7 protein-coding genes and 1 pseudogene are annotated in these 14272 nt (G+C 41.9%); all 8 read left to right on the top strand.

All coding sequences use genetic code 11. From position 1 onward, the window contains the following. The first annotated feature begins 344 nt into the window (after positions 1-344). Positions 345-1196, top strand: coding sequence for a 3-deoxy-8-phosphooctulonate synthase (kdsA, locus tag JF50_RS05075; protein WP_039608397.1), 852 nt, complete (start codon positions 345-347; stop codon positions 1194-1196). Between the two features lie 97 nt (positions 1197-1293). Beyond that, a complete protein-coding gene (locus JF50_RS05080) occupies positions 1294-2187 on the top strand; it encodes a transcriptional regulator GcvA (RefSeq protein ID WP_039608398.1) in 894 nt (297 codons plus the stop codon). Between the two features lie 15 nt (positions 2188-2202). Continuing rightward, positions 2203-2844 (top strand): alpha/beta family hydrolase, encoded by a 642-nt coding sequence (locus tag JF50_RS05085; RefSeq protein ID WP_039608399.1) that lies wholly within the window; start codon positions 2203-2205, stop codon positions 2842-2844. After that, positions 2837-3205, top strand: coding sequence for a DUF423 domain-containing protein (locus tag JF50_RS05090; protein ID WP_039608400.1), 369 nt, complete (start codon positions 2837-2839; stop codon positions 3203-3205). Before JF50_RS05085 ends, JF50_RS05090 begins: the two co-directional genes overlap by 8 nt. A gap of 36 nt (positions 3206-3241) precedes the next feature. Beyond that, positions 3242-4327, top strand: coding sequence for a 23S rRNA (cytidine(2498)-2'-O)-methyltransferase RlmM (rlmM, locus tag JF50_RS05095; RefSeq protein ID WP_039608401.1), 1086 nt, complete (start codon positions 3242-3244; stop codon positions 4325-4327). A gap of 169 nt (positions 4328-4496) precedes the next feature. Then, positions 4497-13025: an FG-GAP-like repeat-containing protein gene (locus tag JF50_RS05100; RefSeq protein ID WP_039608402.1), complete on the top strand. Its 8529-nt coding sequence runs from the start codon at positions 4497-4499 to the stop codon at positions 13023-13025. Positions 13026-13027: 2 nt separating this feature from the next. Next, complete coding sequence (locus JF50_RS05105; protein WP_039608403.1) at positions 13028-13396, top strand: hypothetical protein; 369 nt, start codon at positions 13028-13030, stop codon at positions 13394-13396. Positions 13397-13905: 509 nt separating this feature from the next. Further along, positions 13906-14166, top strand: a pseudogene (locus tag JF50_RS05110) (23S rRNA (cytidine(2498)-2'-O)-methyltransferase RlmM); the annotation flags it as partial. Positions 14167-14272 lie beyond the last annotated feature (106 nt).

The raw sequence follows: 14272 nt of genomic DNA on the forward strand, positions 1-14272 counted from the left end.
TATTTTCATATGCGCCCCCAGTGTTTTAATACACTTGGGGTTTAAATTACCGAAAGTATAATTCTAAAGTTCGACTATGCGCGAGTAGTCAAACTACACATAAGACTATATGCTCAAAACACTTTATTGCTGCTAGTAACTGAACCAGGTCTCCGTAGTGACGTACAATTCGATGCTTGCGACAAGGTACTGGTATGGATTAAACGATTTATAGCGTGTTAATTAATTAGGGACTATGCTTGGATTGTCACTCGTGCACCCCTTATCTAAGAGAATAAAAAATACAGTGTGCTTGGTAATCGAGTTGAATACTTGCTTGTTACCAGTCTAAATTGGATTGAAATATGAATACACAGATTATAAAAGTTGGAAACATTGAAGTGGCAAACGACAAACCGTTTGTCTTATTTGGTGGAATGAATGTGCTAGAGTCTCGAGACTTAGCAATGCAAATTGCAGAGCATTATGTAGAAGTCACCTCAAAGTTAAATATTCCGTATGTTTTCAAGGCGTCATTCGACAAGGCCAATCGTTCTTCGATTAATTCATACCGAGGCCCAGGTATGGAAGAGGGGTTGAAAATTTTTGAAGAAATTAAAAAGACGTTTGATGTGCCAGTGATCACCGATGTACACGAACCATTTCAGGCAGCACCGGTTGCTGAAGTGGCAGACGTGATCCAGTTGCCTGCATTTTTAGCGCGTCAAACTGATTTAGTGGTCGCAATGGCGAAAACAGGCGCGGTGATTAATGTGAAAAAGCCGCAGTTTTTAGCGCCGCATGAGATGCGCCATATCATTAAAAAGCTAAATGAGGCAGGCAATGACCAAGTGATCTTATGCGAACGTGGCAGTAGCTTTGGTTATAACAACCTAGTCGTTGATATGTTGGGTATGGATGACATGAAACATATGGCGCCAGTTATTTTTGATGCAACGCATGCATTGCAGCGCCCAGGTGGTCGTGCAGATTCAGCAGATGGTCGCAGGGCACAAGCGGCAGAACTGGCTCGCAGTGGAATGGCACTAGGTTTAGCTGGATTATTTATTGAAGCACATCCAGATCCAAATATCGCTAAATGTGATGGTCCATGCGCATTGCCTTTAGATAAATTGGAAGGTTACTTAAAGCAAATGAAAGCGGTTGATGAATTAATCAAAAGCTTTGACGCGCTTGATACCAGTGCGAGCGTGTAAATTGCCTGATTAGTTAGGCCGGGCAGTGACCATAGGATGGTGGTTGCCCAAAAGATACAACAACATAAAATATAACAACATGTAAAGGCGTCCTGCTATGGCAAGAAGGTTACCACCACTGAATGCTTTAAAAGCGTTTGAAGCAGCAGCCAGGCACTTGAGTTTTACCAAAGCCGCTGAAGAACTCTTCGTGACACAAGCGGCTATTAGCCACCAAATAAAAACGCTTGAAGAACACTTGGGGTTAAAGCTGTTCCTCAGGAAAAATCGTTCCTTGTTATTGACCGAAGAAGGACAAGGTTATTTTTTAGATATCAAAGATATCTTTTCACAACTGATTGATGCAACAGAAAAGCTACTGGCGCGCGGTGCAAAGGGCTCGCTCACTGTCAGTTTAACGCCAAGTTTTGCCATTCAATGGCTAGTGCCACGGTTAAGTAAATTCAATGAATTGTTTCCCGATATCGATGTGCGGATCAAAGCACAAGATCAGGATGAGAACTCGTTGACTGATGATGTCGATGTGGCAATTTATTATGGCCGGGGCAATTGGAGCGGCGTACAGACCCATAAGTTGCATACTGAATATTTGGTGCCCCTATGTAGTCCTTTGCTTCTGAATGGCCCAAAGCCCCTCGACCAACCCAGTGACTTGGCAAATCATAATTTATTGCATGATACGACACGCCGCTCATGGAAGTCGTGGCTTAAAACGGCCGGAGTGCGTAATGTACCGGCCAATACAGGCCCTATTTTTAGTCACTCGTCGATGGTATTGCAAGCGGCTGTGCACGGGCAAGGTATCGCATTGGGCAACAGTGTACTGGCAAAACCAGATCTCGATGCCGGCCGCCTAGTCATCCCGTTTAGTCATAGCTTGGAAAGTAAAAATGCATATTATCTGGTTTTCCGAGAATCTCAGGCTGAACTGGGTAAAATTGTGTCGTTTAAAGAGTGGATGCTCAGCATGGTTGAGCAAGAACAAATATAATAAGGTATTTTAACTATGAGTGATAAGGTCGCCATTGAATGGCACAAAGCCCAAAACCCTGTGGCACAGTTTGTATTTGCCCATGGCGCAGGTGCGGGGTGTGATTCAGACTTTATGCAAGATATGGCGATTAAGCTTTCTGAACAAGGTATTGATGTCGCACTGTTTGACTTTGAGTATATGGCCACGGCCAAGGCGCAAAACAAAAAGCGTCCGCCGGACAGAGCACCCAAGTTATTAGCGTGTTACGAACAGGTTTTGTCACAGCTCGATGATACGTTGCCGATATTTATAGGCGGTAAGTCAATGGGGGGGCGTATGGCGTCTATGTTGGTATGTGAGACAACAGTCAGGGTTAAAGGCGTGTTAGCGTTTGGTTATCCATTTCACCCACCGGGCAAACCTGAAAAGTTAAGGATAGAGCACTTTGGTGACATACCGTGTCCGTTTTTAGTGTTGCAGGGGGAGCGAGATACATTTGGCAATAAAACTGAAGTGAGTGCTTTGCAATTGGATGCGACACCTGAATACTTTTGGTTGCCAGATGGCGATCACTCACTAAAGCCTCGTAAGGCAAGTGGCATAACTGAAGCGCAAAATCGCGATGCAGCAGCACAAAAAGCTGTGCAATTTATTCGAGATAATTGTCATGGCTAAACTATTTTTATTAGCAGGCAGCCTCTTTTGCATGTTATCAGTGGCATTAGGTGCATTCGCAGCACATGGCTTGAAGCACCATGTGAGTGACTATGCAGTGGGTATCTTTAAAACTGCAGCACACTATCAAATGACACATGGTTTGGCTCTCATCGCTGTGGCGCTGTTGATTAAGTGGGGCATGCAACTTAAATGGGCAGGCTATGCTTTTATCATGGGTATTTTGCTATTTAGTGGCAGTTTATATCTGCTGGCTCTAACTGGCGCGAAGTGGCTAGGGCCCATTACTCCCATTGGTGGAGTGTGTTTTATTATTGGTTGGCTAATACTGATTGTAAAAGCTGCTAGGCAACCTCTTTAATCTTAGAAACTCTTTAACTTTGGAAGTATTGAAACAATGTCGAGTGTAGTAATTTACTGTCGTAGCGGTTTTGAAAGTGATGCAGCTGCTGAAATTAATCACCATGCGATGCAACAAGGTGTTGCCGGTTATGTCAAAGCCAAGCCAAATACTGGGTTTGTGACCTTTGAATGTTACGCCAAAGAAGAGGCTGAGCGGCTGGTCAAGCAAATTGATTTTAAGAGCTTGGTATTTGCAAGACAATGGTTTGCAGGCACTTTGCTGACAAATATGCCATTGGAAGATCGCGTCGGAGAAATTAAGCAATGTGTGGCGGATTTCCCATTGTGTGGCGATCTCCGTGTAGAAACACCAGACACAAACGAAGGCAAAGAGCTGTCGAAGTTCTGTAAGAAGATCTCGACGCCATTGGCCAAATCGCTTGAAAAGCAAAATAAGCTAACGCGTAACGTGAAACCACAAAAGCCAGTGTTGCATATTTTGTTTTTAGCAAATGATACCGCTTATGTGGGTTACTCGTTTAGCGATAATAACTCTCCATTTTTTATGGGGATCCCTAGACTTAAAATGCCCGCAGATGGTCCCAGTCGCTCAACGTTAAAGTTAGACGAAGCTTTTAATGTCTTTTTAACTAAGGAGCAAGCGGAGGATCGCGTTCGCCCAGGCATGCGCGGTGTCGATTTAGGCGCTTGTCCTGGAGGGTGGACGTATCAATTGGTTAGACGTGGCATGTTTGTCGCGGCCATTGATAACGGTCCAATGAACGACAAATTGATGGAAAGTGGTCAAGTGAAGCACTTTCGAGAAGATGGCTTTAAATACCGCCCAGAAAAGCGCAACATTGATTGGTTGGTGTGTGACATGGTTGAAAAGCCGAGTAAAGTAACGCAATTGATGATTGATTGGATAGTGAATGGCTTTGTTAAAGAGTTAATATTTAACCTCAAGCTGCCGATGAAAAAGCGCTTTGATAGCGTGTATGAATGTTTGCAGCTGATCGATGATGAATTGACGCATTACAATGTAGGTTATCAGCTCCAAGCCAAACACTTATACCATGACCGCGAAGAAGTCACCGTACATATTCAGGTCTTAAAAGTCCCACAAAACTTGTATAGTTAACGAGCGATTATTGCATTTACAGGGAAGTAAATGCGATTTGCCAAGTAATGCGTACAAATTACCCCTGTTTATTTGATTGTTTTATGAATAAAAAATAAAATCTCGCCTATTTAAATAGCTACTTCATCGTTTCAGAATTTTAACTTTTCGAATTATAAGAACTAGGGATATGCCTTTATATTTTCATTCATTTTTTACTTTAATAATTTATTTTTTTACATTATTCAGTTTTGCAAGTATCGCCAGTGAACAACGTTATACGATTAATGAGGACACAAGCTTATTTATTGATATCTCAGGAGAGTTAGTAACCGCTGGTGCTTCTCAACCAATAGGTATGGTAAATGATGTGGTGAGGCCAAAAAATGGCCGATTAAGTTTGCGAAATGAGTACGCTTTTCATACGGCTGAGCTGACATATATTCCGGACAAAGACTATTGCGGTGAAGACAGCTTTTCTTTAGAAACAAGCGTACCACCAGAGGATATTGATGCTCCTATTTCGATACCATGGCAGCGTACGGTTAAGGTTACTGTGGTTTGTATGAATGAGTTGCCTAGGTTTGGTCATAATCAGCTCGGTAATATCACCATGGACCAACGGACAACTAGAACTGTTAATTTCACGCTTATTGATGACGATCATGCAGTGTCTACTATCGATGTCTCAGCTGTATCAAGTTCTGATATAAATCTAATCCCGCTATCTCGTATCTCTTTTTCTGGTAGTGGGGCAAGTCGCACTATGACAATTCAGCCGGTAGCCCAATATTATGGTGAAGCAACCATCAGGATCCGTGCTACTGATGGGGGAAATGGCAGTACCGATAAAGTGTTCAAGGTGAAGGTTGACTATGTACCATTACCTGTGCCCAGCTCAAGCAGTTTCTCTATGAATGAGGATTCTACACTAGAGATCAATGTATCAAATATAGACCCCACGGCTATGGGGGCTGTTGAAAATCACATAAAGCCCAAGCATGGCACAATCCGAATTCAAGACCCTTTATCTTTTACGCTGGCTGATTTGTTTTATACGCCGAAGCAGAATTTTTGTGGTACAGATAGTTTCTCAATAAGAACATATATGCCACCAGTTGATGCTGACAACCTGCCTTATAAAGCCTGGGAGCATGACATTGAAGTGGAGGTTAAATGTATAAATGATCCGCCAGTATTCAGTGGGTTTGGTTTAGCAAACCTATCCATGGAGCAAGGCACAACAAAAGCCATCAACTTTTCAGTTGCTGATACTGATAGTGGCGCATCAGCGGTCCGAGTTTCAACGGTATCTTCTTCAAATACGGCACTAATCCCTTTATCGGGTATAAAATTATCAGGAAGTGGTGGAAGTCGAACACTAGAAATAGTCCCATCAGCTGATGGTCATGGAGAGTCGACGGTAACCTTGCGCGCTACTGATAGCAGTAATGCAAGCGTTTATAAGTCGTTCAAGGTGACTGTGAATCATGTGCCCGGGCAAATACGCAAAACGCGATTTGTTCCCATTATTAATGAAAATATTACAATCTTCGTGCCTTATGATGGGCGGCCGAGCCAACCTGGTGGATTTTCAAATACGGCAAGTAATGGTTACTATAATATCAGTTGGCAGTCGGTTTCGGGTGCACAGTACTATATTTTAGAGCAGTTGGTGGATGGCGTTTGGCAAGAAGTTGCTGGCAACATAACAAGTTCTTATTATCGAGTACAGCAAGGCAGTAGTGAGCGATTCAGAGTCAGCGCTTGTAATGATTACGGTTGCTCTCAGTCAGCAGATGTTATCGTATACAACATGAGTGAATCGGTTTCTTTTTCTACTCAAGAAAATACCTCCGTTTCCATACCTTGGTCATCACTTGGTATTCCATTTAGCCATGCATATTCAAGTATCAATTCGGTGCATAATGGCAGTGCAAGTATACTAAGTAATGGCATCGAGTTTACGCCGGCTCATGATTTTTGTGGCACTTCATCTTTTATTGTTGAAACTCATGTGAATGTAGACACACCTCTGGCAGGGATAGAATCAGTGCGTGTGGTTGTAGATGTCGCATGTGTTAACTCTGCGCCAACTATTTTCTGGGGCAATGGTATTACACTTAAACCAAATGAGTTGCAAGTTTATACCGTACGTGTAGAGGATGAGGACTCACCCGTTAGCGCATTGCAATTAACGCATGATGCTTTATCTGACAGTATAAGCTTTGTACAAATACATAAAGAAGGTAATCGCTTTGACCTAACAATTAAAGCAGACTTGTTAGCTGTTGGAAGTTCAAGCTTGGTGTTGACGGCGACAGATGGTGACGGTGGTGTGGAGAATGCCACTATTCCAATTACAATTGACACTTCAGGTGAATCAATTGAGGTCGATGCTTCTTTACCAAGTGCTACACTGCCAGACTCAGAATATGATGCTGATTTAAAAGGGCAAGCAGGTGTAGATGGCGGTGCTTTTACATATCAATTACCTCTGCATGTTGCTCCTGGTCGAAATGGCATGCAGCCTAAATTAACGTTGAGTTATAGTAGTCAGTCGGGTATTGGCAATGCAGGGATGGGCTGGTCATTAAGTGGTACCGAAGGGGTAGCTCGCTGTAGTACTAATTATAGCATTGATGGTTATCAAAAAAATGTAACCTATCATAATGATAAGCTTTGTCTAAATGGAAGTCGCCTGATTTTGACTAGTGGTCAATATGGTGAAGTCGGTGCTATTTATCAACCAGAGCGAGCTCCTAATATTCTTATAGAGCAGTTTGGTGGTGGTGTTAATTCAAATTCAGCATACTTTGTGCTGACAGATAGCAATGGTAATGAAAAACGTTTTGGCGAAGTGGTGAATGCGCGTGAAATACACACAGGACAGGCCGCGCCATATCAATGGTTAATGAACCGAACATCGGATCCATTTAACAATACTATTCACTACACATACACTGAGCTTGGGGATGCGCAAATAGGCTATCAAAAGGTATTATCGCGTATTGAATATACTGGTTTTGGAGATACCCGAGGTAGTCGAACTGTTGACTTTGCATGGGAAAATCCAGTCGGCGTCGCCTTTTTGTGGGGAGGTAAGTTTGCAACAGGTGCCAAGCTGTCTTCAGTGACAAATAGCACCCCAAGTAAGTCGCAAAGTTATGTACTTAAATATGATCAAAGTCAACTTCAAAATATCCGTTTATGTGATGACGCTTTATGTACCACTGAGCTGGCGAAAAAGTCATTTGATTGGGTTAGAGCAGGCGTTGATGAGTATGTGAAAGGTGACGACCATCCTTTGGTGAATTTGACTAACGAGTATGATTTGACCTTGAGCTCAGTGCCTTACTCAACTTCACAAGACTATGATGGTGATGGGATCGCAGATCTAAGTTATGCATTCGGAGGCACTTCTTTTATTGGCACAGCCAAAAAAAGCAACGACTGGGTTAAGTCTTTACCTGATTATCAAAGTGCAATAGCTGTTGATGGTGATCGTGAGCTGCCTGAGGTCTATTGGAATATCATGAACGGCGCAGTTATGGATTACAATCGTAATGGCATTCCTGACTTTATGTACTACAACAGCCAATTTATTTGGCAGATTGCTGAATACGATCCTGTAACTAAAACAGGCAAGCACTTATTTGATACGGGGATCAATGGTAAGTGTAAAACCATTTATCACCTTAATATTCTTTGTTACTCCCACAAAGCTGATTTAAATGGTGACGGATATATGGATATTCTGTCGTTAAGTGAAGAAGCTGGTGGAGTCTCCATTCATCTGCGTAATACGCGGGATGGCTTGCCGATCGACGGGTTTACAAATGCCGGGATTATTACAGGTCTTGGCAATTCAAGCGGAGTTAGCTTTGCCGATATAAATAACGATGGCGTTGTAGATATTTATGTTTCAAACGAAAGTAAATGGTTTGAGCTTAAACATGAACAAGGCACGATTACTGTTCAAAAACATGATTTAGCCTTACATCATAATGTGAGTCGAGGTTACAGAAGCAAAAGAGCAATTTGGTTAGATTATAATGGCGATGGCCTATTAGATATTATGGCCATGAACCTAGATAGAGACCAAAATAGGCTCTATTGGAAAATGCATTACAATCAAGGCGGAGGGAGCTTTTCAGAAGGCATTGATATAGGTCAAGATGAATTTGGTTTGCCGTCTCTTACAGTTCAAGACGAAGGCAGTACCTATAATCAGTATGTACAAACACTAGACTTTAATAAAGATGGTCGAGCTGATTTATTAGTGCCTAATCGTGTATTGTCTCGATATTCTTGCTGGGATTTAGCCTCTAATCAAGAATGTATAGTGGCTATTGAAGAAGCCAGTGGGGTACTCCCTTTGCTTTATGCTTATGATATATGGTCATGGAAAATTCTCATTGCACGAGAGGATGGCGCTGGTTTTGATGAACATCAGCTGCCTGAGACGATCCGTGGAGCCTTAACTGCAACCGGCCTTGCTGATGTTAATGGTGATGGTCATCAGGATATTGTTGCATCTGAAGGATATGCAACGAAGGCAAAAACATTGTCCTGTCAACCCAAGGGGCAATTCGGTCAGGTACATTGCTATCAAGGTAATAACCTAGGTGTGCATGTGTACTTTGCAAAAGCAGAGAATCAGAACCTGCTTAAGGCTGTTAATGGGCAATCAGCTGTTGAAGCGTCAGTCAGCTATACGCGTTTAGGTCTTAATGCCAATACCAGTGAAGGTATTTATTTTACCGACAATACGCCACTTGATGACCCAAGGCTACAGCGTGCTGGTGGCAGCAAGACTGTTGTGTCGCAATTGTCTTTAGATGCGGGTAACGGCTTAACGCAAAGTAAAAACTTTACTTATGCAAATGGTATTTTTCATACTCAAGGTCGAGGTTTTCAGGGGTTTGAAACCATCACAGAAACCAATACCAGCCGTGGTTTAGTCACGCAAACGCAGTTTTTCACTGAATTCCCATACTCGGGTATGGTGAAATCACGTCAGGTTAAACTGGCTTCGAATGACAACTTGGTGTCAGAGTTTTTAGCCCAAGAAGTTAAAGCACAGTGGTGTGAAAGTAATACCACAAAAACCTATTCACCTCGAGTCACAAAAAGCATTGAATATCATTATGACTTAACATCACAAGCTGTAAAAGAAACCAAAAAAAGTACATCAAGTTACACTTGCTTTGGGCGTGTCAAAACCAAATCTGTGACGCTAACAGACGAAGCGGTGACACGCATACAGCAAACAAAAAATGATTACATTGATGGCAATGTCAGTGGCAGCTATGTCTTACAGTCTAAAGCAAGCTTGTCTTCGGTTAGTTATGCTGCTGATTATAGTCATGATAATAGTAGCTCAAGCGCGTATAGTTATACCAAATATGACGATTTTGTAGGCAATAAAGCCAGAGATCGCCGAGTTTGTGGCAGTGAAACTAGTGTTGCTCATACTGATATAAACGCATTAAGCTGCATCATAGATAAAGACGTAACTAAAACCGTTGTTTTGGCGTTTGATAGTTATGGTAATACAGAGTCTCAAACTACGTCTCAAACGGGTGAGGATGCGTCTGTAGCAAGTCTTGAACACGCGCGTACAGTCACGACTCAATTTGAAACGGAAGGCTATTTTCCTCAATCTCAGCAAAATAACTTATGGGGCTTGAGCACTAATGCCAGCACATTTGCCTATGATGCTATGTGGGGCAAAGTTACTTCGACGTCTACGATACAAGGTGTTCATACCAACACGGCATTAGACTTATTAGGTCGCCCATTACGTAAAACAACGTCTGGGATAAAAAATACCAAAGAAAATAAGCCGCAATCAGAGGAAACCGTCTATTACGCTTATTTGGGTTGTCCGGTGGGGTCTAGCTGTGTGGATGGTGCAACGCATCAAGTGTGGCAAGTTCAAGATGGCCGCCCGATACATGTTGTATATACAGATTCTCTAGGTAGAGAGGTAGGCACACTTAGTATGCCATCTATCAATGAACAGGTGATCACACGCACAGAGTATGACGTGAACGGTAACCTGGTATATAAGAGTCAGCCTCATTTTAAAGGGGATACACAAGTAGCGTATGAGGCTTTAAGCGGCTTTGATGTGTTAGGTCGCCCAGCTCAAAAAGAAACTTATTTTGGTCCGCAGCAATACACGGTAGATTATACGTACAGTGGACTCAAAACAGATATTACCGTAACACCAAAGCGTGCGATCACAGGGGGCGTTGGCCAGTTTTCGGTATCTCGTATTTATAGCCAAAAGCAATTATTGCAAACCACTGATGCTAATGGCAGTAGTACGCACTTTACGTATCATGCCAATAGTCAGCCAAATTATATTCGCGATGCGAAAGGCTCCATACTTAGTGCATCCTATAACGGTTTGGGTCATAAAATTCAAGTTGATGACCCAAATATGGGGTCGTGGCACTTTAAGTATAATGTGCTCAATGAATTGCGAGAGCAAAAAGATGCGCAAAACATACTAACAACACTTCACTATGATGCGTTGGGACGTATGGTTAAGCGTATCGCAGATGGCAGCATTGCGACTTGGCAATACGATACGACACGTGTAGGTCTTGGGTTTTTAGATAATGATGCGCAAGGTGGCTATGTTCGTAGCTATAACTATGAGGGGTTGGGCCGTGTTGAACAGGAAACTTTATCAATCGATGGTCACACATTTACTAAGCTTTATGAACATGATGAATTTGGCAACCTAAGTGAAACGCAATACGGTACCGATGCACACATTAAGCACGTTTATACTCCTTACGGCCGCCATCAAGGTGATATTCAGCTAGTTAATGGCATTGAAAAGCGCTTGGTAGAGTTTGATGCATTCAGTGCAACAGGCAATATTACTCAGCAATCATTCAGTAATGGGCTAATACAGCGCTTTAATTATCATACTAATACATCTTTGATGGAGAGTGTATGTACCAGTAAAACTGGGAGCTGTAATATTGGTAATGTGCAATATCAGTCTTATTTGTATGATGGTTTTGGTAACTTAACATATCGCGATGACATTGCTGGTGGCCGCCAAGAACAGTTCTATTATGATCAGCTACACAGACTGGATAAGGTTGATATCTCAGTTGACACAGTCACGGTGCAAACTGATTATGAATATGATCTAGTTGGTAATTTAACACTCAAATCAGATTACGCTTCCAGTTATGTATACGGTGACGGGCAAAGGAGTTTAGGTGGTAACGCAGGGCCTAATGCGATCCGCGAAGTGCTTTTGAATTCAGGTGAAAAGGCGACATTTACCTATGATAACAATGGTAATTTAACGTCTTCTTCCGATGGGGATTTGTCTATCAAGTATACCCCTGGTATGAAGCCACATAAGATCGATCGTAATGGCAATACAGTACAGTTTGCTTATGATGCAAATAATAAACGGATCAAGCAAGTACGCAGTAGTGCTGGTAAATCGGTTTATTATTTATCAGGATATGAAATTGAAGTTGACCAGCACAACACGAAGTCATTTAAAGTGTACGTGGGTAACCACACCATTTTAAGTAATGAGGCGAAGTCCCCTCGGGTTATTCACACCCATGTTGAGCGTCTAGGGTCAATTGCTAGCATGACATCCGGGGAAATGCTTGGTGCGCAACATACTGAAGAAGCAATGACACTGCAGCGCCGCAGTTATGATAGTTTTGGGCGCGCATTTGATGCTTACAAAAATGATAAACTAGCGAGCTTTTTACATACCCGCCGTGGATTTACTGGGCACGAACACTTGCCGGATGTAGGTTTGATCCACATGAATGGCCGTGGTTATGATCCATTACTTGGTCGATTTTTATCGGTCGATCCAGTCATACAAAGCCCGACCAACACGCAGAGTGTCAACCCCTACAGCTATATCATGAATAACCCTCTTGCGGGGACAGATCCCAGCGGTTATACGAGCCAATGCGAGGCAGATGGTAAACGAGTGTGTGACGCCGAAAAGGATGAAGGCGTTGATAGCGGTGGTAAAAAGTGCTTACTTACAATGTGTCGTTTAGGCCGTATGAGTTTACGTAGTGGTGAGCGTAATGATAATACTTCTGTACAAGCTCATCAGCTTGAAGCTTCTCAAGATCGCCAGAAAATTTATGTTAGATCTGCCGGTGTGGATATTAATATTTCAGATAAGTATACTTTTGGAGATATGGCTGATTCCATTGGGACAGTAATGGAATATGCACCAGATGTGCTAGATAAGGTATTCGGCTTTTCTGAAATAGAGGAGGCTTTGGAGGACCCAAGTGCCACTTCAGTCATAGGAGCAGTTGCAAAGCTTCATATAGCCGGTAAGTTAGCCGGTAAGTTAGCCGGTAAGGCTATAGATGGGGTTAAAAGTGTTATAAATAAAGCAGCAGACAATCTCCCTACAACTAGGGCTGCTCTACACGCTGATCTAACAGAAAAAGGATTTAAGTTTAAAGGTGTCAGCCGAAATCAAGGTTATACAACCTATAAAGGCCCTGAGGGAAAAATCGTAACTGTAAAACCTACTGGTGAAGTGATTCCTGTACGAAAAATTTGGAAGCCTGACGGCTCGGGTAAATTCCCTCAGAGGCAAGACTACAATTTTAAGCCATTGCGAGACCAATCCCACAAAACAGACCATTATGTAGAGCCAATTGTTGGCCCTTTCAAGGGGAATAATTGATTATGAATTTATTAAATGATGTTAATTTAGATAATATTGCGTTTGGAAAAGATGGAAAATCTGTCAGGCTATCTTTCATTGATATGTATGAAGGAGATAGTCTTGGTGAACTAGAGTGCTCATCTGTATACTCCTTTGATTATCAAAACTGTTTTAAAGACGATGATTCACTAGCAGCCTATGTTGGCGAAGTAAACTATAAGGTAATTCATGCAAGCGAAGTATCAGATTATTTAAAAAACTCCGGCTATGTTTTTTCTTGTGATGAAATTTTCAGCAGTAATCTTTTTGTAATTGCTGCAGAAGGTGGAGAAGTATCATTAAAAGTTATTTGTGGTGTAGCAAGCTTTAAGGGCGAAAAGCTTAAATAAGCAACTAAGATCACCAAAGCCCTTCGGGGCTTTTTCTGGTCCTACCAACCCATTAATAAAACCAAAATTTGGTCGTTATTTTGGCGTAATCAAAGTCTTTTTAAGAAAGTTTGCTATCAACCTTTTGAAGAGAAAAGACATCAATACAACAGACATATATGGACACACCATTTATGTCAATTTAAGTAATTGTAGCAGGGCGGTTTTTACTGCCCCGTTATTGTTTATTTTAATACCTTCCACCCACGCTTCGAAGACTAGCCATGTGTAATAAAGGGTTGCTCTGACATACATCCCCAAAATTCAACCTGCAAGTGAACCACATAAAAAGCAAAATAAAAGAAGAGACTTATCAACCGAGATAAATATAAAAAGCACTCACTATCATGGGAGTAATAATTTAAAGTCCGCCTAAGATTTAATCAATATTGAAGCCTAGGCGGCTTTTTTATGGCACTTTAAAGTTGACCATTTAGCAGGTACATAACACACATCATCACTGCACCGTTTTGGTTGAAAAGCCGAGTAAAGTAACGCAATTGATGATTGATTGGATAGTGAATGGCTTTGTTAAAGAGTTAATATTTAACCTCAAGCTGCCGATGAAAAAGCGCTTTGATAGCGTGTATGAATGTTTGCAGCTGATCGATGATGAATTGGCGCATTACAATGTAGGTTATCAGCTCCAAGCCAAACACTTATACCATGACCGCGAAGAAGTCACCGTACATATTCAGGTCTTAAAAGTCCCACAAAACTTGTATAGTTAATCACTATTTTCTAGTCACATGGATGTGGCTTAACCCACCCCCAAAACTCCTCATACGCAGAAGAAATATTTTGATACATTGTGAATGTAATTACTTACTATCACTA

The sequence above is a fragment of the Pseudoalteromonas luteoviolacea genome, from assembly GCF_000814765.1.
GTDB classification, from domain to species: domain Bacteria; phylum Pseudomonadota; class Gammaproteobacteria; order Enterobacterales; family Alteromonadaceae; genus Pseudoalteromonas; species Pseudoalteromonas luteoviolacea_H.